Origin of the sequence: Salipiger thiooxidans (genome assembly GCF_900102075.1) — a bacterium.
In the GTDB taxonomy this organism is placed as follows: Bacteria; Pseudomonadota; Alphaproteobacteria; order Rhodobacterales; family Rhodobacteraceae; genus Salipiger; species Salipiger thiooxidans.
In genome coordinates this window covers 61044-81125 of sequence record NZ_FNAV01000019.1, presented here as the reverse complement: position 1 = coordinate 81125, position 20082 = coordinate 61044, and the positions used below count along the sequence as shown (strand labels likewise).

Here is a 20082-nt window from a genome sequence, read left to right as displayed (position 1 = left end):
CATAGCGAGCGGTGCGAAGATGGCACCGTGTCCATCGCTCGCGGCGATCCTGGACGCGGTGACGGCGGCTTCGATCTGGTCGCCGTGCTGTCCGAGGCCTGCCAGACTCCAGAGGTGAAAACCCATGCAAGCCCTGGTGATCGGGTGGAGATCGGTTGCGGCTGTCATAACGTCCAGCCATCCACCCGCGCGATCCTCGAAACGCTCAGCGCTGTTTTCAATGTTCTTGGGATCGCGGCGATCCAGGAAGGCGGCCAAGTCTACTTTCGGTCCGGGACCGCCTGTCAGGCGCCGAACAGCCCATCCAACTCTTGCCAAGGCATTTGGGTCATCCTGTGCGCCCGAGAGCCGCATCGATATCCAGAGCGCCAGCCGATCAGAACTCACCCGGTCCCCTGCGAACCAGCTAAGAGCCGCCGCCTCGATTAAAGCAAGCCGATGCCGCCAGCCTTCCGGGCCGCGCAGCAGCCGGTCATCCAGAGCACCCAGGCGTCCAGCCACGCGTGCCAGCCGCGCAGCGTGAAGCCTCTCTGCCTTTGCCCAGTCATGGACGACAGCGGTGTCGGGCGGTTCCGCACGCGGCCCGGGAGGCAAATCATCCGGTTCTTCTTCGAGTGGCCCAGGCAGGAACCAGAGATCGTCTTCGTGAGCCTCTTCATCCTCCTCATTGGTAATGAGGAGGTTGTCATAATCATCATTCAAAGTAGAGGCTTGAGTCTTCATATGTGCAAAATGATGATTTTTAGCACATTACCCAAGCATTTTTGTGGCCGCTGCCTGCGCCCTTTAAATAGTACGCGCACGCGACTGCCGGCGGAACCTCTCAGATCGCGCTCAGCGCAAGGAAACCAAGGGTTTTTAGACGAGCACGGCGAGAGAGCACCTAGTTGCATTCGCTTATAAACGGTCGTTTAGTGGCGATACCTAAAATTGCAAACGGCCCGATTTCATGCCCCTGATAGGCTATGCCCGCGTTTCCACAGAGGATCAGACCCCCCTGCCCCAGTCTGAGGCCATGCAAGCTGCGGGTTGCGTCGAGATATTCGAAGAACACGCCTCAGGTGGCAATCGTGCGCGGCCGGTGCTCGCGCGGGTGCTCGAACGTGTCCAGAGCGGCGACACGTTGGTCGTCGTGCGAATCGATCGGCTCGCGCGGTCGCTGTCGCACCTTCTTGAGGTGATTGAGCGTCTGGAGGCCAAGGGGGCTTTCTTCCGCTCGCTCCAAGACCCGATCGACACATCCTCACCACAGGGCAAGTTCACGCTGCAGGTTCTGGGCGCCGCGGCCGAGTTCGAACGCGCTCTGATCCGCGAACGCACCAAGGCCGGGCTTGCTTCTGCGCGGGCCAAAGGGCGCGTTGGTGGCAATCCTGGACTGCGCGCCAAAGACCCCGCCGCACTGCGCAAGGTGCGGCTGGCGCGACAGGACGGCTATATGGAGCGCCTCAACGAGACCGCGCAGGATTGGGTGCCCCATGTGCGCCGCTTGCGCCCCGATATGGCCTGGGAAGACCTGCTGCGGATCATCAATGGCCCCCTGCCCCCAGATCGCCATTGGACACAAAGCCGACTGCTCCGCGCTGTGAAGGCATATGTGCGCGACGGGTTCCTTCCTGCCGAGGTGCTTGGCCGCGCCGGACGCCGCGAAACCGATGACCGCCTGCCGGCCATCGTGGCGGCCATCAAAGGGTCGGACCCGGATATCACGCTACAAGCGATCTGCGACCGGTTGGAAGCCATGCGTGAGCGCACCCCTCGAGGCCGCACTGGCTGGCAGCCGTCTTCGGTCAAAATGCTGCTTGAGCGTGCGGAAAGGTTGGGGCTCCTCTGAACACGACACTTGTGTTGGCCTAACGGATTGCCACTAAATCTAGAAAGTGCTTGCACGAATCTGGCTGCTCGGGCAATAGTCTCGAAAAATAACGCGCGGTCACATAAAAAACGCGCCCACGGATCGGGGCAAACATGAGCGAAGCAGAACAGGATCTAGATATCGCCATCGGGCACTACGCGGAACTTCTCGCGTCGAACCTGCATGCTCAGCGCGCTGCACACTTCCCACCAGATGCAAAGAAGGTGATGCGCACTCTGACCAGCGGCGAAGCTGCTGAGCTCCTTGGCGTCGACCATACCTATCTTCGGAAGCTTCATCGAGAAGGAAAGATCGTTGACGTCGAGACGACGGCTGGAAGTCATCGCCGCTATACGCTCGACGATATCTGGGAAATCCGGCAGACGCTTGAAGGAAACGCAAAAAAGTCTGGAACTTACGTGCCTGGACGTCGCGACGGTGACGAGCTTCAAGTCATTTCAGTGGTGAACTTCAAGGGCGGGTCCGGCAAAACGACGACGTCTGCTCACCTCGCTCAGCGCTTGGCGCTCAAGGGGTACAGGGTTCTTGCGATCGATCTCGACCCCCAAGCATCTCTTTCGGCTCTTCACGGAATCCAGCCAGAACTCGACCTCATGGAGGGCGGAACCCTCTATGATGCCGTTCGCTATGACGATCCGGTTCCGATCGCCGAAGTGATCCGCAAGACCTACATCCGCGGCCTTGATCTTATCCCGGGCAACCTTGAACTCATGGAGTTCGAGCACGAGACGCCTGCTGCGATCCAGCGAGGCGGAGCGAAGGCGTTCTTCGCGAGAGTTCATGACGCACTCGATAGTGTTGAAGCGAACTACGACGTTGTTGTGATCGACTGTCCGCCGCAACTTGGTTTCTTGACGATGTCAGCACTTTCCGCGTCCTCTGGTGTGCTCGTGACGGTTCACCCGCAGATGCTTGACCTTATGTCGATGTCCCAATTCCTGCGAATGACTGCGGATCTCCTTGGAGTAATCAGGGATGCAGGCGCAAATCTGCGCTTCGATTGGCTTCGCTTCTTGCCAACGCGATACAAAGTCGGCGACGCACCACAGACCGAAGTCATCGCCTTCATTCGCGGGCTCTTTGGGAGGTCGGTCCTGACCAATCACATGGTTGAGTCGACCGCAATTTCTGATGCCGGCTTGACCAAGCAAACGCTATACGAAGCTGACAAGAAGGACTTCACGCGTCAGACGTTTGATCGTGCGATCGAGTCTATGAACGCAGTGAACGATGAGATCGCTGAAATCATCCAGAACACATGGGGGCGGAATGGCAAGAAAGCCTAAACTTGGCCTGCCGCTGCAGACCCTTCGCAACGCTCCTGACGCTCTTGAAGGGCGCCGACTGCGTGGCGGTGTTTTTGAGATCGATCCGGCGCAGATTGTTACCGAAGGACGGTTGGATGACAGGCTTCAGATTGAAGTTGAGGGCCTGAAGAACTCTATTTCCAAGAACGGTCAGCGTGTGCCTGTCTTGGTCCGCCCACTGGAAGGCGATCGCTACAACCTGATCTATGGCCGCAGACGCTTGGAAGCATGTCGCGAACTCGGTATCAAAGTTCGAGCCATCGTCACAGAGGTTGAAGGTGATCAAGCGCTTCGAGATCAGCTTCTCGAGAACCAAGAGCGTCGTGATCTGAGCTTTATTGAACGTGCGCTAGTAGCGACGGCGCTTCTAGACGGCGACCATTTGGAAGGGGCTGAGCGCACCAATCGTGGTGTCGCCGAAGTCCTTAACCTCCACGAAGCTGGGGTTTCACAGCTCTTGAGTGTCGTTCGGACGGTCGGCGAGGATCTCATCCAGGCAATTGGTGCAGCTCCTGGGATTGGTCGCCCGAGATGGGAAGAGCTCAAAAAGGCTTTGGGTGCCTACGACGGTAATCGGGACCAACTGCTAGCCATAGCTCATGCAGCCAAGTCCGGAAGTTCCGGCTCGGTCGATGAGGTTTCTGAGCGTGCGTTTCTCGCAGTTCTGGCAGCTGCGAAGAGCGCAGAAAAGAAAGCAAGCCCGTCTAGAAAGGGTGTGCCTGCTTTGGCGATCCCCGGTGTTGGAGCTGCGACGGTCAAGACCAGCCGCCAAGGCAAGCAGCTCAAACTTGATCTAACTACGGATGAACCTGATTTTATCAGCTGGTTGGAGGGCAACGCCCCAAAGCTGATTACCGAGCTTCATGAGCGCTGGAAGCGTTCAGGAGACTGAGGAAGAGCAACCAACAAGAAGGAGGCACGATACAGGCAAAAAGAAAAAGGCCCCGAGAAGCTAGCTTCACGAGACCTTTGTAAGGTTTCGCACCGGGATCAGCCCGCTACAAAATCTCAGTTTTCGCACCTCTGAATGTAGCGTTCTGGCCCCTACCCCGCAAGCGCAAAGCGATTCGCGGGCCCTAGAATTTTTGTCTTCGTGGACATTTTCATGGAGTACACACCAATCTCGCCGTTTATGCGGCCAATTTCGCACGCCCATTTGCGCGTCATTGAGCGACCCGAGGCATCTGTTCCAGCCAGACCCGTTAACAAGTGGGAACTCCTGCGCGAGCTCTCCAAGGCGCAAGCGGCCTTTGGGGTCTCGGAACGTGATCTGACGGTTTTGCAGGGGCTCCTCAGCTTCTTTCCGGACGATGCGCTTGGCGGGAACGCCGAGATGGTCGTCTTCCCCTCGAACAAGGCGATCTGTGAGCGCCTGAATGGTATGCCCTGCTCCACGATGCGTCGTCACCTCGCGCGTCTTGTCGAGGCTGGCTTGCTCCAGCGGCGCGATAGCCCCAATGGGAAGCGCTACGTCCGTAAGCACGGCGAAGACCGCGTTGCCTTTGGCTTCGATCTTTCCCCGCTCTACTGTCAGTCCGAGGAGATAGCACGGGCCGCAGAGGCCGTACGTGAGGCTGAGGAGCGCGTCAGGCGCCTGAGAGAGGTCGTAAGCCTCATGCGCCGCGATCTCGCGGCCCTCGCCGAGTTCGGAGACGAGATGCAGCCAGGCCTAGGCTTCTGGGATCAGCTTCGCGACAGGGCTGCCCTCACAGCCCGCGCGCTTCGCCGCAAGCTTTCAGTTGAGGACCTCGCGGCCTATCGAGCCGACCTTGAAGCTCTCCTTGACCAGGCACGCAACATCATTGATGGCCCTGAAACAGAAGAAATGAACACCAATGATGCCCAATCTGAGCGTCACCATCATAATTCAAATAAAGAATCTATAGATCTTGAACCTGCTTTAGAAAAAAGCGGGGCGGCGGCGGGTGTGCCAGATGTGGACACGAATGAGCCGGTGGCTGACGTTGATGAACAGGACACAAGACACCTGCCAAAGATCCCGCTGCACCTAGTGATCGCGGCATGTCCCTCGCTCAAGACCTTCTACCAAGGTGAGATCCGGCATTGGCATCAGCTCTTCGATGCGGCGTGCCATGTGCGGCCAGCCATGGGCATCAGTGCGTCTGCATGGGAAGAAGCACAGCGGTTCATGGGTCCGGAGCAAGCGTCGATCGTCGTTGCTGCCATGCTGGAACGCTTCGCCGACATAAGATCGCCTGGTGGATACTTGCGAGCTCTGACTGCCAAAGCTGCGGCAGGCGAGTTTTCCTGTGGCCCAATGGTCATGGCATTGATTGGCCGGCGGAACGCGGCTTAACAGCTGTTAAACTCCGATCTCGTGCGGCGGGCATGGCATAACTTAACAGCTGTTAAGCAGGCTCTCGGCACACAAACGGTGTTCGAGAGAGAAAAGTTAGGGGGTTGAGGTGTGGCGGTATTTGAGATCGTGAAAGTGGCTTTCGCCTTCGTCGCGGCGAAGATCTGATGACGAGGGCATCCCGATCATCATGGTAAAACCTCAGCTGGTGACCATCGCTGCTAGTAGCGCAAAGGCGGCTAGTGAAGAACATACAGAGCGTTGCGCTGTAGCCAACCTAGCAGTTGCGCGCCTCCGCGGCCCCTGCCCTTTTCGATGTCTGAGATCTGAAGATGAATACCCTGAACAATTGGTTCTACGCTATCCGGCGCCTGCTGACGGCGATTTGGGTCCTGGCCTCGGATATTCCCTTGGCCTTCATCGGTGCTAATGCCTGAGAGGTAGGTTGTGGATGTCTGTTGCATGATATCGTGGCTACGGGCCGCAGCGCACAAGGAGCAGACGATCGATGGTTGCCAAAACCGTTTGACCAAGGGCTCGATCCTCGAATTCCCGCACGCGGGGAGCCGGTAATTTCTCAGTCACTTCGATAATGGCGACATGGCCAGCGAGGCAATCGGTTCCTCAAGCGCAGCAGCTGGTTGCCAGCGGTCCCGCGTTCCACTGATTTGGTCGTAGTGGACGGCGAGGACATCGCAGAACAGCGGGTGCAACTTAATCTCTTGATTTCATGACACCCGAACTCTTCAAAAGAGTGCTTTGATGTTGGTTGCGGAATGATCTGATCCATCCGGTGGATGAAAGCGATTTAATAACAATGGGTTATTGTGTTTTAGTGTTCGCGATGGGAAATTATGCCCATAACAGCCATCATCGACATGGTTTCCCTTTCCAGGGTGCCGATCCGCTACATCGGCGGGAAGCCAAAGCATCAGCACGCTTTATGAAGAAGTTGGCAGTTGCGGGCCGATTGAGCGGTTTGGGCTATCTCGTGAAGAAGGAGCCGCCACAGGTCTAGCCGATGGGCCCTGTGGAAGTTCTGATCCCGTCGTACCAGTACAGTTCGGTGGCGGTTGGGTGTTTCATGGGTTTGGTCCACGAAAAGTGAAAGTGTTCTTCGGGTTTTGTGACTGACGGATGAGGGCCTTTGGGGTCCCTCAGATGGGTCCGGGCCGGGTTCCGGTCTGCCGTTCCGGATGAAGGGCATTTCCATGCAAACAGGTGTCTTGCGCGTGCTCCGCGCAACCGCGGCCTCCTGGTGGCGACATAGAGAGCTGCGCCGAACTGGCCAGACGGCGCTGGCACAGCGGCTCGAACGCCAGACCGTCCTGCGTGATCTCGGCTATCTCAGGCAGGCGGCGACGCTGCCGAATGCCCATGTGATCTGCGGGGCGGGTGGAACGTTCCTCCATCTCGGCTGCGCCACCGTATCCACCCACGCGCCAATCGAGCGCTTTCCCGTGGCCTCTCTTGCGGTCGCGCGAGGGACGCCGTTCATCGATATCCGACCCGTCACCGATGGCATCGGCTTCGCGAACCTGCCCCGTGTGACACGAGGCAGATCGGTTGACGCTGACCATTCAGGTGCCGGCCAGTCTGTCTCGCTGACCACCTACATCGACATGGTCGAGCGGCTCGGCGCGAGGATCGTCAACGATCCGCGCCCCCGCCAGTCAACCTGACCCCTAAATTCTCTCACCAACACACGAAAGGACGCCAGCCATGGCCCGATCCCGCACGCCCAAATTCGATGCCTCCGAGGTCATCACGAACGAAATCATCCGCATCATCGAGCGCGGTGTCCTGCCGTGGCGCAAGCCCTGGACCGCAGGCGGCAGCTCGCGCCCCCTGCGCGTGGGCGGTGAGCCCTACCAGGGGGTCAACAACTTCCTGCTAACCATGCGCACCGTGATGGCGGGGCACAGCTCGCCCTTCTGGATGACGCTGCCGCAAGCCAATGCGTTGGATGCGAAGGTCCGCAAGGGCGAGAAGTCCTCTGTCGTCGTTTACTACGGTCAAAGCCGGAGGGACGCCGGCGGCGAGGATGACCACGGGGAGAGGGATGATCGCTCCGAGGAGGCCCGCGTATTCCGCTTCCAGAAATCCTACCGCGTGTTCAACGCCTGCCAGATCGATGGCTTGCCCGACAGCTTCTTCCCCGACCCGGAGCCCGTGCCCGAGCATCCGCCGTCCGAGCCCATCCCGCACATGCAGGCGTTTTTCGATGCTATCGACATCACGACCGTTTTCACGGGAACAGAAGCCTACTATTTGCCGCCCGTGGACAAGGTCTTCATGCCGTCGATCGCGCGGTTCGAAAACCCGCGGAACTTCTACGGGGTCTGGGCGCATGAGCTGGCCCATGCAACGAAAGCCCCCCATCGACTGAACCGTGATTTCGGGTTCTCGAAGTTCGGCAACACCTCCTATGCGCGCGAGGAGATCGTCGCGGAATTCACCTCGGTTTTCCTGGGTCAGACGCTCGGCTTCACGGCCCATACGCTCGAGATGAATGCCGCCTATCTCCACAACTGGTTACGGGTCCTTCGGTCGGACAAGGGTGCGATCTTCAAGCACGCCGCGGATGCGCAGCGCGCCTGCGACTATCTGATCGCCAGATCGGAGACGGGCAGGGCAGGGCGCAGTGCCGAGGCCGCCTGACCACACGGAGAACGGAGACTCGCATGTCACGCAAGGAACCCAAGACGCTGCGGGTGGCCTGCTTCGAAGACGGCGGCCGCAAGATCATCACCTTCAAACGCGGTGCCTATTGGTGGAGCGCGTCTGAGGGCGCTTATCCGCTCTCGGCGGCACTTGAGAGCATCAAGGACCAGGGCGGCTGGATCGAAACCATCCCCAACCCGAATTACAGACCCAAGGGGCTGTTCGGGTAGGGCACCTTCTGCTTCGGTTCCTCCGCCCCGCGGAAAAGAAAAAGCAGGCTTTGGGAAGGGTGTTTCAACTTCTTAAAGGAAAGACCCATGTCCATGACCGTTCAACCCCAGTCAGACCGTCCGGATCCGACCGTGATCGCGGCGCAGAACGACGCGTTCCGCAAACTCGCGTGCCTTGGAGTGCCGCCCGCGCAGCCCATCCAAGGCCGGATGCATGTTACCCGTTCGCTCATGGAGGCTGGTGACGGCTTCATGGCCGAGGCGGTGAAGGCGACCGGGGAGTTTGATGTGTTCGAGCCCGAGAACGACCCGGAGGGATGGCATGATTTCGGGTCGGTCACGGTCCGCGGCGAGACCGTGTTCTGGAAAATCGATCTGTATGAAGCGGATTCCGACTTTCGCTACGAAGCCGAGACCCCGGACAACCCCACGACCACCACGCGCGTGCTGACCATCATGCTGGCGCGCGACTGGTAGAAGGGCAGGGGACTCCTCCCCGACATCTCAGGCAATGAAGGCCCACCGACCCCTCAAAGGGAGAGTGGGCCTTTTGTCCTTTTGATCCCCGAAGCCGGGGATTGGTCACGTGCGTGAACGCGCGGATCTCACCATACCCATCGAAAAGGACATCCCATGACCGCAAGCTTCAAACCCGTCTCCGTCGCCATCGGCGATCTGACTGCCCATCCAGCCAATGTGCGTAGCAACTCCCCGGAAACCTACGACCCCGAGAACATCGCCCATCTGAAGGCCAGCATCGCCGTACTGGGCCTGCTCCAGCCGCTCCTTGTCCAGAAGCTCGACGGCAAATATGCCGTGCTTGCCGGTGGCCGGCGCCATGCCGCGCTGAAAGAGCTGGTCGCGGACAAGGCCGTCAAGGGGTTCACGGCGAAAACCAAGGTGGACTGCCGTCTCGTCCGGGACGACTGCGACGTCACCACGGCCTTGTCGCTCGCCGAGAACATCACGCAAGCCCCGATGAACGCGATTGACGAGTTCGAGGCCTTCGCGCGGATGATGGAGGTCGATGGCCAGACCCCCGAGACCATCGCCAGGACCTTCGGCACCACAGTCGCTGCCGTGAAAGGCCGCCTGCGCTACGGTCTCATTCATCCCGACATTCGCGCGGCGGCTCGCGCGAAGACAATCACACTCGACACGATGAAGGCCTTTGCTGAGCATCCGAGCCAGGAAGTGCAGCGCGAGGTCTTCGAGGCGCTCACCAAGGAAGACAGCTACTTGCAGGCCTACACCGTCCGTCAGGCGCTCAAATCGCGCGGGGTGCAGGTCAGCGACGACATCGGTACCTTCGTGCGCGAGGAATACGAGGCCCGCGGCGGAGCGATCGCGGCCGATCTCCTGGAAGAGCATTCGGTGCTGGAAGACGCTGCGCTGGTCGAAACCATCCTGCTCGAGAAGCTCGCGGCCGCCGCCGAGGAGGCCCGCATAAAGCTGGGCTTTGCTTGGGCCGATTCGGTGGTCGGCTACGATTACGCGACCATGGCCGACTATGGCCGAGTCTATCCCAGCCCGATCGAGCCGGATGAGGCGAGCCAGAAGCGCATCGATGAGATCACTGCCGAGCTTGAGAAACTGCAGCTCGAGATGGAGGATGAGGGGCTCGAAGACGATGCCCACAATGCCCTTTACGAGCGCGTGGACGCTCTGGAAGACGAAGCGCGCGATCTGCAGGAGGCCTATAGCGCCGAGGACCTCGCGCGGTCCGGGGTGATCGCGTCGTGGCAGGGTGGAAAGATTACGCTCCATATCGGCCTCGTGCGCCCCGAGGACACCGTGAAAGAGGAGGGCGCGCGCGGTTCGTCGACCAACACCACCGGAGAGGAGGCCCCCGACGCTGGTGAAATCAGCTACCCGGCCTCGTTGGCAGAGGACCTCAAGACGGAGCGGGCCATGGCCCTCGGCGCCGCGATGGCGCTGCATCCCGAGGCCACGCTCGATCTGACGCTCTTCAAGCTGGTCAGTGATGTTCTGGCCAGCGGCATGAGCGTCACGCAGGCGATCAAGATCGATGCCCGCAAGGAATACCGCAGCCATGCCAAAATGGACGAGATCGACGAGACCTCGCTTGAGCAGGTGGCGGCGGCGCATGATGCGCTGGACCTCTCCTGGCTCGATGACAACCGTTCGCCCGCCGATCAGTTCGCGGCGTTTCGCGCGCTGGAGGCCGGCGAGAAGGCCAAGCTCGTGGCCTATGCGACCGCCAGCACGACGCAGTCCTGCTTCGCACGGGACCGCCAGCGCGACAGCCTGATGCATGACTTCGAGATCGAGATCATGCCCGACATCCGCGCCCACTGGACGCCAAATGCGGCGCTCTTCAACCGCTTCAAGAAGGCCTGGCTCCTGAAGATCCTCGGCGAAGATCTGGGTCTGGCCCAGGAGGCGGTGACGCTGGCCTCGTCGAGCAAGAAAGAGATCGTCGCCTTCTGCGACAAGCTCTTCGCCGAGCCTTTCGCGACGCTCACGGACGCGCAGCGCGCTGCTGTGGCCGCCTGGTGCCCGCCCATGATGCAGACCGCCGGCGTCGCCTGTGATGAGGCGGAGCATGCCTCGCAATCTCCCGAGCCTGACAGCGAGATCGCGCAAGCGGCCTGAGTCCTCACGCGACCCGCGCGAGCCATGACGCCTGCGCGGGTCGATCTTCTCATACCCAACCGAAAGACATCCCCATGGCTATTCTCAAGTTCTCTGCCTCCGCTGTTGCGGCGCAGATCGCCCATGCGCGCGCCTGCAAAACCTTCCTGCCCAACTGGAACGGGCCCGTGGACAGGCCGGCCCTGATCCTCATCGTCGGCAATGGCGTGCATCTGCGCTCGAACGGCATCGACGGCACAACCACCCGCATCGTCACGACCGAGCAGGCCGATCCGTCCTTCGCCTTCGCCCAAGGCATGAACCCGTTTCGGGATGCCGACTGGATGGCGCAGCGCCGCATGGCGTTTCGCGATCTGACCGGCCAGTTCTACACGGACATCCTTGACGATGTGCAGGCGCTCATCGATCGGGGGCAGGGGGCGATCCGGCTCGCCACCGATGGCCACAGCATCCGCGTCTTCGTGCGCCGGGCCTCGGACTATCTGATCGGCGGGACCTACGAGGTGCCTTCAGGTCTTGGCGGTACCTTCCGGGTCATCCTCAAGGATGCCTGCGACACCTTCGCGATCGTTCAGAACTGCGGCAATTGCGAGGATTTCGACGCCATGCAGCCCTACCGCGTGCCGCTCGATACGCTGATGGAAATCGATGACCGGAGGGCGGCGTAATGGGTTGGCTCTTCTACACCGACGGCCGCGTCAAATCCTACGCGGATGAGAAAGCAGAGATCACCCGGCTTTGCACCTTTGAGGGCGACACGCGCAAAACCGAACTGGTGAAAGCCTGCAAGGTCGGCTCAACCTGGTATGCGGCGGCTAGGGTTACCAATCGTGATGGCACCCCTGTCGAGGACGCGACCTATGTCACCGATCCTGACGGCTCGATCACTTTCGCCGCCGTCTTCCTCACCGCCTACGACGATGGGTGTTGGGGCTACAAGGATATGGAGGAAAGCGCTGGCCCGAACGCGTCGCGCGCGCCCCTTGCGCTGATCGAACTTCTCTCCGACCTGAAAGACCCGGACAGCTACGCCCGGGACTGGCGCCAGCGCTGCCGGGAATGGGCTTCGATCCCGAACTACGAGGAAGGCGACAAGATCAGGCTCGCCACCCCTGTGACGCTCACCGATGGCAGTACATGCCAGATCGTCACCGCGACCCACTACAAGCGGGGGCGGCAAAAACGCCGCTGCTACCGGATCGAGGAAACCGGCGGGCTCGTACGCCTCTCGAAGGCCACGCTTGCGGGTTCTGAGCTGCTCAGCTCCGCGAAAGGTGCTGCCAGCCCGGTGCTGGCGGAGTATCTCGCGGGGCAGGGTGGCTGAGTTTCCCGCGGAGACAACACCACGGGACCACGTGCACACATACTGCCGCCTTGAAACCGTATCTCAAATGAGATACATCGCTCCCATCAACTGGAGGACCATCCATGCCTGCCCAAACATCCATGCTTCATGTCCGTGTTGACGATCAGCTGAAAGCACAGGCTTCGGACGCACTTGCGGGCGTCGGTCTGACGCTCTCCGACGCGGTGCGTATTCTTCTGACCCGCGTGGCCGCAGAAGGCGGCTTGCCTGCCGGATTGACCGCTGATCCGGATGCCTATGACGCCTGGTTCCGGGCGAAGGTACAGGAAGCGCTAGACGATCCAAGGCCCACAACGCCCCATGCCAAGGCGATGCAAGACGCTCAGGCATTGATTGACGGGAAGCGCCTTGCCAAATCTTGAATGGAAAGCGACGGCCATCGCCGACTTGCTGGCAATCATTGACTACATCTCTGACGACAACCCGGATGCCGCCCAAGTTCTCAAAGACGAGATTGAACACAAGACGTCCCTCCTTCCAGAACGCCCTCAGATGTACCGCGCGGGCCGTGTGGACGGGACTAGGGAGATGGTTATTCGGCCGAACTACATCGTGGTTTATGCTGAAAGCCTTGAGATGGTGACCATTTTACGCGTTCTTCATGCTGCGCAGCAGTGGCCATGATGGGGGTGCAGGCCCCCCGCTAAGAAATTGCCCGCTCTACGCCTTCAAAGTGTAGAGCGGGCTTTTTCTCCTTTGGAACTCAGACCCTGATCCAAAGGAATTCCCCATGTCCAAGCCCTGCTCAACGCTCCCCGATCCTATTGAATCCAAAGCTAACTTCGTCTCTGCCCTCGAGCAGATCGGCACGGAGATCGACCACCAACCCCTGCGCAGCTCAGCGCTCGCACGCATCATGCGAGAGACCTTTCTTGGCAGTGATGCCGGGGGCGCCTGGGACTGGCGGAAGGCCTATGACCTGATGCAGGCGGCGGCTGTGCAGGCGCTGCTACGTGGCGACAACAGTGAGGATGATTACTTCGCCGCAAAACTGCTTGCCTCACGGCTGCTGACGGAAACCCGCCGCTCCGAGCAGCAGATCCGGTTGCAGCAGTTTTCCACGCCACTGCCATTTGCCGCCTTGGCCGTGCGGGCGGCAGCCATTCGCAAGGGCGAGACCGTGCTGGAGCCCTCGGCTGGCACCGGTGCTTTGGCCGGTTTTGCTGCCCGGGCCGGTGCCACGCTTTCTCTCAATGAAATCGACCCCTTTCGCCATAGCCTATTGCGCGCGGTCTTCGGCGGCGAGGCGACGGGCCATGACGGCGAGCATATCGACGATCTGCTGCAGACGCCGGTTCTACCCGACATCGTGGTGATGAACCCGCCGTTCGCCTCCTCGGTCGATCGCTCCCGCGACAAGCACATCGCCGCCAAACATCTCATTGCGGCTGCAAAGCGTCTCGCGCATGGCGGGCGGCTGGTGGCGATCATGCCGCCGGGATTCACGCCCGAACGCGATGCCGCGCATTGGTCCCGCGCTTGCGGTCTCCTGACGCCGCGCTTGGCCCTCACGATGCCGGGACAGGTTTACCGCAAGCTCGGCACCTCTGTGGAAACCCAGCTGATGGTCTTCGACAAGGTGCAGGAGGACGGAGAGATGATCCGCGCCAGCGTCAGGGACTTGGATGAAGCCCTTCCTTTTGCCGACGCCGTGGCCGCAACCCGGCCCGAGGCGCGCCCCGTACAACAGGCGGCGAAAAACCCTCATGCGCGATCGGTCGGTCCAGTACCTGTCACGCGCAAGCGACCAGTTGCTAGAGTTGTGGCGTCCAACGTTCAGACCAACGCCGCCATACCGCTCACTTTCACAAGCCTTGAGGCCGCGCGCGACAACACGCCCGTCTCGGATATCTATGCGCGCTATCGCCCTCAGCGGATCGAGATCGCTGGTGCGCAGGAACATCCCACGCCCTTGGTCGAAAGCATCGCCATGGCTTCCGTGGCGCCGCCCGTGCCTTCTGGCGCGGCCAGTGCGGAATTGCGCCTGCCTGCCAGGCTGATCGAGGATGGGCATCTCTCCGAGGCTCAGCTCGAGACCATCATCATGGCCCATGATGCCCATGGGCGTGACCTGCCGGGGCGGTTCACCATCGACGACGACCAGACCAAACTCACCCGTGCCGATGATGACCCGGACGCCAATGCTTATCGCCTTGGCTACTTCCTCGGTGACGGCACGGGCTGCGGCAAGGGGCGCGAATGCGCCGGGCTCATCCTGGTGAACTGGCTCGCTGGACGCAGAAAGGCGATCTGGGTCTCCAAATCCGCCACACTCATCGAGGACGCGATCCGCGACTGGACCGATCTTGGCGGCTCGCCCGCCGACATCCAGCCGCTCTCAAAATGGAAACCGGATCAGCCCATCCCGATGGGCGATGGTATCCTTTTTGTCACCTACGCCACGCTGCGGTCCGCGGGAAAATGCGGCACCACGCGGCTGAGCCAGATCCTCGACTGGATGGGCGAAGATTTCGACGGCGTCCTCGCTTTTGATGAGGCCCATGCCATGCAGAACGCGGCAGGGTCCGAGCAGGGCAGGGGGGTCAAACCCTCGCAGCAGGGCCTTGCCGGCCTGCGGGTGCAACTGGCCGCGCCTCGCGCCCGGGTCTTCTACATCTCGGCAACGGGCGCCACGAGCGTGCACAACCTCGCCTATGCCGCGCGGCTGGGGCTCTGGGGGCAGGGACCCGAATACCCCTTCCCGAGCCGCGAGAGTTTCGTGTCGGCGATGGAAGCCGGCGGCGTTGCCGCCATGGAAGTGGTCGCGCGTGATCTCAAGACGCTCGGCCTCTACACGGCCCGCGCCCTCAGCTTCGATGGGGTGGAATATGACGTGCTCGAACATGCGCTGACTCCTGCCCAGATCGAGATCTACGACGCCTATGCGGGTGCCTTCCGCACCATCCACCATAACCTCGAAGCAGCGCTGACCGCGACCGGTGTCAACGATGCCTCTGGCGAGACCAATGCCTCGGCCGCACGCGCCTCGGCCAAGTCCCGGTTTGAAAGCACCAAGCAGCGCTTCTTCAACCATCTCCTGATGGGCATGAAAGCCCCGACCATCATCCGTGCCATCGAGGATGACCTCGCGGCGGGCAACGCCTGCGTCATCCAGGTGGTCTCGACGGGCGAGAGCCTGCTGAAACGCCGGCTTGAGACGGTGGATTCCGACGACGAGCTCGTCGAGGGTAACCGCCGCCGAGACCACCTGAGAGGGCGGGCATCATGATGTTTCCGGAGATCGCGCGAACGATGAACGGCGTGGCGATAATGAAGCCCTTCGCCATGAGGACCATCATGAAGAAGGGGATGAGCGCGCCGATGTTTGAGGCCCCTTCCGGGTCGCCAAGCTCGCCGATGAGTGCGGAGGAGACACCCGTGATTGTCGCGAACACGCCGGCCACGACGATGGGGTAGAGCGCGAAGGAAACCAGTGCCGACAGCCAGCGCGCGAAATAGTCCTTGGTGACCTCGAAGAGGGTCAGAAAAATCATCACCGGTGCGATCCCGATCAGAAGTGCGATCATCAGGCGGGAGGCCACGAGGATGAAGGCGGCCAGCCCGCCGAGGATCGAGAGCAAGAGGACCCCGACAATGTCGAGCATGGCCCCTGCCATCCAGTTCAGCTCGGACCCGGCGGCGTTGAGATAGTCCCCTAGTTCCGCGATCAGCCGATCGAATTCTTCTGCAAAGGTGCCAGAGGGACCCGGGGTTCCGCCACCGACCGAGGCGACAAGCGCCCCCGCAATGCTGTCGATGCCGGCCAGGATGGCGGAGGAGAGGGCGTTGAACTGCACCCAGTTGGTCGCGAATATCCCGATGAGCCCGATCTTGACCGCGAGCCAGAAGGCCATGCGCCCGTCCATCGCCTTGTACTGGTAGATCATGTTCAGGAAGACGAGGATCACCACCAGAGTTGTTCCCAGCACCAGAAGCGTGCCGACTGTCGCCGCGACGGACCCGAACTGGGTTTCTGCGGCGGTGTCGAGATAGCCCTGGGAGGTTTCAACGAAATAGGTGACGACGCTCATGACGGGGCTGCCTTACCAATTGCCCGCGGCTTCGCAGATGGCCTTGGCGGCAGGGCGGGCAGCGTTTGCGCGGCGGTTGTAGGCGTCCGAGGCTTGCAGCATCTCCCATCGTTCGTCACTCGCGTACCTTTCCCGAAACACCGCCTCGGCAGCGTCCCAAGAGGGGAACCGGATTTCACAATCGCAGTTGCCAGTCTCGACGATGCGCTCGAGGTTTTGGGCGCGGTAGATGTCCTGAACCAGAACCCGCTGATAGGCTTGGCGCAATGGTATGTTTTGCATCCATTCGGACTCCAGCGGTCTGTCCGGGCAAACATCAAAACTGCGCTCAAGGCTCGGGACCAGGTTGCGCTCGGCCAAGGAGGATGACGCCGCCAGTACCAGAGCAAGAGTGACGAAAGTGATATCGATCCCGCAACGTATCATCAGACCGCGCCGCCAGCTGTCGTTTCCCGCTTCAGGAAGACAGTGTGTCCCACGTTGGCGAATTCCGAAGAGCTGATCGACACCACCTCCCAACCTTCTGCCCCTTTGGCATTAAGGCTGGCCTGCATGTCAGCGAGGCTGGTCTTACGAGTCATGGGAAAGCTGAGGATATCATATTCAAAGGTCTTCATTGGGAAGCTCCGATCTCATTGGCGCCGGGGAGGTAGAATTCGGTGATGCCGCGTTTGCCGTCATTCCGACCGGCTTGGATGATCACATCGATGGAGTTCTCGATGTACTGGATCATGTCAGCATAGGTCATTGGGATCTCGGTCTTGAGCGCGGCGATTGCGAGGCGCTGCACGGCAAGTTGCGGGGTTTCGGCGTGCAGCGTGGTCATTGACCCGCCATGACCGGTGTTTATCGCCTCGAGGAAGGTCATGGCCTCCTTGCCGCGCACTTCGCCGAGGATGATGCGGTCCGGGCGCATGCGCAGCGTCGCGGTCAGAAGCACATCGGCGGTTTGGAATTCCGCGTCGCGGTTGGCGATGAGGGTCACGGCATTGGGCTGGGTCGGCAGAAGCTCGGCCGCTTCCTCAATGGTGACGATGCGTTCTTCTGTTGGCACGTGCGAGAGGATCTTGCGCGCGGCGACGGTCTTGCCGGTGGACGTGCCGCCCGAGACGATCATGTTGAGCTTGTTGTCGACACAGAAGGCAAGTGCATCATCGATGGCGCCCGCGGCCACCACTTCGCGCAGTTCGCGGGTTTTCTCGAGGCGAAGTTCTTCCAGTTTGCGTTCCTTGCCATAGAGGAAATCGAGGGTGATCCCGTCGAGCGGCAGGCTTGAGAAGAACCGAAGGCTGATCGACATGGCTGAGAGCACGGCTGGCGGGGTGATGACCTGCGCCCGGATCGGGCGGCCCTTGTAGGTGATCGAGACGGAGACGATGGGGCGGTCCTTGCTCATCGTAGTGTTGGCGGAGGAAGCGATCTGGTTGCCGAGGTCCTTCACTTCGGTTGCGGTCAGCGTCTGATCCAGCTTCCGCATGAAATGATCGCCCTGGAATTCGCCCCAGCAGGTGCCGTCAGGGTTGATACATATCTCGATGACATCGTCGCGCGCGGCGGCATCGATCCGATCAAGCGAGGTCTGGAGATAGCTCAGCGACATGGGCTCAGAACATCTCCAGATCGCGGTCGACCATCACCGTGACGCGCGCGCCCTGATCGACATAGATGACGGGGCCGATGGAGAGGTAGTCGCCAATCACGCTGTCCGTGGCATCGGCCAGATCATCGCCCACGTCTTCCAGCACATCCGCGGCGGTTTCGTCCTGGGCATTTGCGGCGGCGGCGCTTGGTGCGGCGGAGATCAGTGAAATCAGCGCTGCCGATCCAAAGCGCTCGTCAAAGCGCGTGTCGACGAAGCCAGTCACGCCGGACCGGCCAAGCTCATCGCCACCAAAGGAACTGATCTGGATGGTTTGATTGTCCGGCAGGATGATCCGGTCCCAGGCGACGGTGACGCGGCGTTGCGCGATATCAACGCCGGAGCGATAGCGTCCGATAAGACGAGAGCCGCGCGGGATCAGGAGCCGAGAACCGTCGAAACTGAACACATCTTCGGAGACGACGGCCCGGGTCTGGCCGGGCAGCGAACTGTCGAGAGCGGTTTCCATGACGGCCTGGATCATCGTGCCCTGAATGATGGTGTTGGAAGGATTGGCGATGACCTCGGCTTGCGTCACCGACGTGGGCAGCGCGCCATTCAGCACGAAATCCGTCACTTCGCCAAAGGTGCGCTCGGTCAGCGCCGTCTCATTCGCACCGGACGTGCCGCCAAAGGCGATGGTGGGCGAGGTGATGCGGCGTTCCTGAAATGCACGTTCCTCGGCCGCGCGGCGCTCAAGTTCCGCGAGCCGTCGTGCTTCCTCCTCGCGGCGGAGCCGTTCTTCTTCCCGCGCGCGCAACTCGTCCTCGGTGGGTCCGATGGGTGCGGGGAGCGGGCGGTTGGCCTCGAGTTGGGCCAGTTCCAGATCCATGCGGAGTTGCTCAAGGCTGCGATCCCGCGCCGTCAGTTCGTCCTGGAATCGTTGCTGTGCGGCTTCCGAGGCGGCTTGGAGCGCAGCGATCTGAGCGGTCAGCGCGTCGATCGCCTCTGCGGCGGCCGTGTCTTCTTGGACCACCGGCTCAGGCGCGTTGCGCAATTCCTCGATCTGAGCCTGCAGGGCGGTGATCTGCGCCAGAAGCTCCGCATTTGGTTCCACCGGTTCCGGCGCGACCAGAACGACTTCGGGCTCAGGCGGGGGCAGGGTTTCGATGGCGCCGAACCCGTCGCCTTCGTTTTGGAACACGTCCGGCGTGGCCGTGGGTAGGGCCTCCTCTTCCTCGGGTTGGGACAGGAGATAGAGCAGCGCTCCGCCAGCACCGATTATTAGAACAACGACCAAGGCCAGAAGTGGCGAGCGCCGCGGGGCAGGGGGCGAACCAGCGCCCTTGCCTTGTTCGAGGGCCGCGAGGCGTTTCTCGAGGTCTGTGTTTCCGGTATCGCTCATGAGCCTACCCCCGCAGGTGGTGTGGCCTCGATGCAGACCACCTCCTCTCCGATCCGCAGCACCCATTGTCGGTTCACTCCTGAAACCCGGATCACACCGTCCTCGGTGGCTTGCGTGTTGACCGTGCGCTCACGGCCATTGGCGTAACGAAAGATCGCTGGCACCGGTGCGTTCCGTGGGAACTCAAAATACGTGAACGTCCCGTCATCCCAGACGCGGGCAGGGGTAAACTCGGTCCGCGCGCTTGCACCGTAATTATAGTTCGGCGCTTGGGCTGCGATGGCACGTGTGGGGCGGCTGGTATCCTCGGGGTAGCGGAACTGGACCACGTAGAAGGTCGGACTGCGGGTCTCCTGGACGTTGAAGTAGTAGCTCCGCCGGTTCGTATAGACCGTCACGTTGGTATGGACACCGCGCGCGACGGGTTTGATCGCGAAGGCCTGACCGCCGGGTACGCCGTCGATCTCAAACCCTTCCGTGTCACCCGCGATGATCGAACGGATGCTTTCACCCTCGCCGAACTCGATGGTGGTCACATGGGTGAGCGAGACGTTTAGCCGGTAGACCTGGCCCTCCTGATAGCTGGCAAGCCGCACCCGGTTGTCATTGGGCCCGCCGCGCGGGATGGCTTCGGCGAAGGCGAGGCCGGGCAACAGGGCAATCAGCAATATCAAAAGTCGAACAGGGAACAAAT

General features: G+C 61.0%; 20 protein-coding genes and 1 pseudogene. 14 read left to right on the top strand and 7 right to left on the bottom strand.

What is annotated here, in order from left to right; all coding sequences use genetic code 11:
- Nucleotides 1-723: hypothetical protein (locus BLQ77_RS23375; protein WP_089963209.1), on the bottom strand; the 723-nt coding region annotated here is incomplete at its 3' end.
- A 226-nt stretch (nucleotides 724-949) separates the two neighbouring features.
- On the opposite strand from BLQ77_RS23375, the gene BLQ77_RS23370 reads away from it, so the two are divergent.
- From BLQ77_RS23370 to BLQ77_RS23305, 14 genes are all read left to right on the top strand, one after another.
- On the top strand, nucleotides 950-1831 hold the full coding sequence (locus BLQ77_RS23370; RefSeq protein ID WP_089963200.1) for a recombinase family protein: 882 nt from the start codon (nucleotides 950-952) through the stop codon (nucleotides 1829-1831).
- A 134-nt stretch (nucleotides 1832-1965) separates the two neighbouring features.
- Nucleotides 1966-3159 (top strand): plasmid partitioning protein RepA, encoded by a 1194-nt coding sequence (repA, locus tag BLQ77_RS23365; RefSeq protein ID WP_009827042.1) that lies wholly within the window; start codon nucleotides 1966-1968, stop codon nucleotides 3157-3159.
- Complete coding sequence (gene repB / locus BLQ77_RS23360; RefSeq protein ID WP_089963198.1) at nucleotides 3143-4072, top strand: plasmid partitioning protein RepB; 930 nt, start codon at nucleotides 3143-3145, stop codon at nucleotides 4070-4072. The genes repA and repB overlap by 17 nt, the downstream gene beginning before the upstream one ends.
- A gap of 213 nt (nucleotides 4073-4285) precedes the next feature.
- Entirely contained in the window at nucleotides 4286-5497 is a 1212-nt protein-coding gene (gene repC / locus BLQ77_RS23355; RefSeq protein WP_089963197.1) for a plasmid replication protein RepC, read from the top strand.
- Between the two features lie 1196 nt (nucleotides 5498-6693).
- Nucleotides 6694-7179, top strand: a complete 486-nt coding sequence (locus tag BLQ77_RS23350) for a hypothetical protein (protein WP_089963194.1) — start codon at nucleotides 6694-6696, stop codon at nucleotides 7177-7179.
- A gap of 40 nt (nucleotides 7180-7219) precedes the next feature.
- Complete coding sequence (locus BLQ77_RS23345) at nucleotides 7220-8158, top strand: ArdC family protein (RefSeq protein WP_089963192.1); 939 nt, start codon at nucleotides 7220-7222, stop codon at nucleotides 8156-8158.
- Between the two features lie 23 nt (nucleotides 8159-8181).
- Nucleotides 8182-8391, top strand: coding sequence for a DUF6330 family protein (locus BLQ77_RS23340; RefSeq protein ID WP_088726107.1), 210 nt, complete (start codon nucleotides 8182-8184; stop codon nucleotides 8389-8391).
- 87 nt (nucleotides 8392-8478) lie between these two features.
- A complete protein-coding gene (locus BLQ77_RS23335; protein ID WP_089963191.1) occupies nucleotides 8479-8868 on the top strand; it encodes a DUF3768 domain-containing protein in 390 nt (129 codons plus the stop codon).
- Nucleotides 8869-9024: 156 nt separating this feature from the next.
- Entirely contained in the window at nucleotides 9025-11007 is a 1983-nt protein-coding gene (locus BLQ77_RS23330) for a ParB/RepB/Spo0J family partition protein (RefSeq protein WP_089963189.1), read from the top strand.
- 74 nt (nucleotides 11008-11081) lie between these two features.
- Nucleotides 11082-11675: a regulator gene (locus BLQ77_RS23325; protein WP_089963187.1), complete on the top strand. Its 594-nt coding sequence runs from the start codon at nucleotides 11082-11084 to the stop codon at nucleotides 11673-11675.
- Nucleotides 11675-12331, top strand: a complete 657-nt coding sequence (locus BLQ77_RS23320) for a DUF6927 domain-containing protein (protein WP_089963186.1) — start codon at nucleotides 11675-11677, stop codon at nucleotides 12329-12331. Before BLQ77_RS23325 ends, BLQ77_RS23320 begins: the two co-directional genes overlap by 1 nt.
- A gap of 104 nt (nucleotides 12332-12435) precedes the next feature.
- Complete coding sequence (locus BLQ77_RS23315) at nucleotides 12436-12735, top strand: type II toxin-antitoxin system RelB/DinJ family antitoxin (protein ID WP_044353023.1); 300 nt, start codon at nucleotides 12436-12438, stop codon at nucleotides 12733-12735.
- Nucleotides 12722-12997, top strand: coding sequence for a type II toxin-antitoxin system RelE/ParE family toxin (locus tag BLQ77_RS23310; RefSeq protein WP_089963184.1), 276 nt, complete (start codon nucleotides 12722-12724; stop codon nucleotides 12995-12997). The genes BLQ77_RS23315 and BLQ77_RS23310 overlap by 14 nt, the downstream gene beginning before the upstream one ends.
- Before the next feature lie 106 nt (nucleotides 12998-13103).
- Nucleotides 13104-15602, top strand: coding sequence for a strawberry notch-like NTP hydrolase domain-containing protein (locus tag BLQ77_RS23305; protein ID WP_089963182.1), 2499 nt, complete (start codon nucleotides 13104-13106; stop codon nucleotides 15600-15602).
- On the opposite strand, the pseudogene BLQ77_RS29515 reads toward BLQ77_RS23305, so the two are convergent.
- The 6 genes and pseudogenes from BLQ77_RS29515 to BLQ77_RS23275 form a co-directional block, all read right to left on the bottom strand.
- Nucleotides 15562-16404 (bottom strand): annotated as a pseudogene (locus tag BLQ77_RS29515) (TrbL/VirB6 family protein); the annotation flags it as partial. The gene BLQ77_RS23305 and the pseudogene BLQ77_RS29515 sit on opposite strands and share 41 nt — an antisense overlap.
- Nucleotides 16405-16416: 12 nt before the next feature.
- The gene (locus tag BLQ77_RS23295; RefSeq protein WP_089963180.1) at nucleotides 16417-16830 is read right to left on the bottom strand and encodes a hypothetical protein; all 414 of its coding nucleotides are present in this window, start codon (nucleotides 16828-16830) and stop codon (nucleotides 16417-16419) included.
- On the bottom strand, nucleotides 16830-17021 hold the full coding sequence (locus BLQ77_RS23290; protein ID WP_089963179.1) for a DUF4177 domain-containing protein: 192 nt from the start codon (nucleotides 17019-17021) through the stop codon (nucleotides 16830-16832). Before BLQ77_RS23290 ends, BLQ77_RS23295 begins: the two co-directional genes overlap by 1 nt.
- Nucleotides 17018-18004 (bottom strand): ATPase, T2SS/T4P/T4SS family, encoded by a 987-nt coding sequence (locus BLQ77_RS23285; protein ID WP_089963177.1) that lies wholly within the window; start codon nucleotides 18002-18004, stop codon nucleotides 17018-17020. Before BLQ77_RS23285 ends, BLQ77_RS23290 begins: the two co-directional genes overlap by 4 nt.
- 4 nt (nucleotides 18005-18008) lie before the next feature.
- Complete coding sequence (locus BLQ77_RS23280; RefSeq protein ID WP_089963176.1) at nucleotides 18009-19388, bottom strand: TraB/TrbI/VirB10 family type IV secretion system protein; 1380 nt, start codon at nucleotides 19386-19388, stop codon at nucleotides 18009-18011.
- Nucleotides 19385-20080, bottom strand: a complete 696-nt coding sequence (locus tag BLQ77_RS23275) for a TrbG/VirB9 family P-type conjugative transfer protein (protein ID WP_089963174.1) — start codon at nucleotides 20078-20080, stop codon at nucleotides 19385-19387. The genes BLQ77_RS23280 and BLQ77_RS23275 overlap by 4 nt, the downstream gene beginning before the upstream one ends.
- Between the last annotated feature and the right edge of the window lie 2 nt (nucleotides 20081-20082).

What these genes read in the sequence shown, in the direction of transcription:
- BLQ77_RS23350 (WP_089963194.1), top strand. Translation starts at nt 6,694, where the DNA reads ATGAAGGGCATTTCCATGCAAACAGGTGTCTTGCGCGTGCTCCGCGCA.
- BLQ77_RS23295 (WP_089963180.1), bottom strand. Translation starts at nt 16,830, where the DNA reads ATGATACGTTGCGGGATCGATATCACTTTCGTCACTCTTGCTCTGGTA.
- BLQ77_RS23305 (WP_089963182.1), top strand. Translation starts at nt 13,104, where the DNA reads ATGTCCAAGCCCTGCTCAACGCTCCCCGATCCTATTGAATCCAAAGCT.
- BLQ77_RS23280 (WP_089963176.1), bottom strand. Translation starts at nt 19,388, where the DNA reads ATGAGCGATACCGGAAACACAGACCTCGAGAAACGCCTCGCGGCCCTC.
- BLQ77_RS23370 (WP_089963200.1), top strand. Translation starts at nt 950, where the DNA reads ATGCCCCTGATAGGCTATGCCCGCGTTTCCACAGAGGATCAGACCCCC.
- BLQ77_RS23335 (WP_089963191.1), top strand. Translation starts at nt 8,479, where the DNA reads ATGTCCATGACCGTTCAACCCCAGTCAGACCGTCCGGATCCGACCGTG.
- BLQ77_RS23290 (WP_089963179.1), bottom strand. Translation starts at nt 17,021, where the DNA reads ATGAAGACCTTTGAATATGATATCCTCAGCTTTCCCATGACTCGTAAG.
- BLQ77_RS23320 (WP_089963186.1), top strand. Translation starts at nt 11,675, where the DNA reads ATGGGTTGGCTCTTCTACACCGACGGCCGCGTCAAATCCTACGCGGAT.
- BLQ77_RS23345 (WP_089963192.1), top strand. Translation starts at nt 7,220, where the DNA reads ATGGCCCGATCCCGCACGCCCAAATTCGATGCCTCCGAGGTCATCACG.
- BLQ77_RS23325 (WP_089963187.1), top strand. Translation starts at nt 11,082, where the DNA reads ATGGCTATTCTCAAGTTCTCTGCCTCCGCTGTTGCGGCGCAGATCGCC.
- BLQ77_RS23285 (WP_089963177.1), bottom strand. Translation starts at nt 18,004, where the DNA reads ATGTCGCTGAGCTATCTCCAGACCTCGCTTGATCGGATCGATGCCGCC.
- repB (WP_089963198.1), top strand. Translation starts at nt 3,143, where the DNA reads ATGGCAAGAAAGCCTAAACTTGGCCTGCCGCTGCAGACCCTTCGCAAC.
- repC (WP_089963197.1), top strand. Translation starts at nt 4,286, where the DNA reads ATGGAGTACACACCAATCTCGCCGTTTATGCGGCCAATTTCGCACGCC.
- BLQ77_RS23340 (WP_088726107.1), top strand. Translation starts at nt 8,182, where the DNA reads ATGTCACGCAAGGAACCCAAGACGCTGCGGGTGGCCTGCTTCGAAGAC.
- BLQ77_RS23315 (WP_044353023.1), top strand. Translation starts at nt 12,436, where the DNA reads ATGCCTGCCCAAACATCCATGCTTCATGTCCGTGTTGACGATCAGCTG.
- BLQ77_RS23330 (WP_089963189.1), top strand. Translation starts at nt 9,025, where the DNA reads ATGACCGCAAGCTTCAAACCCGTCTCCGTCGCCATCGGCGATCTGACT.
- repA (WP_009827042.1), top strand. Translation starts at nt 1,966, where the DNA reads ATGAGCGAAGCAGAACAGGATCTAGATATCGCCATCGGGCACTACGCG.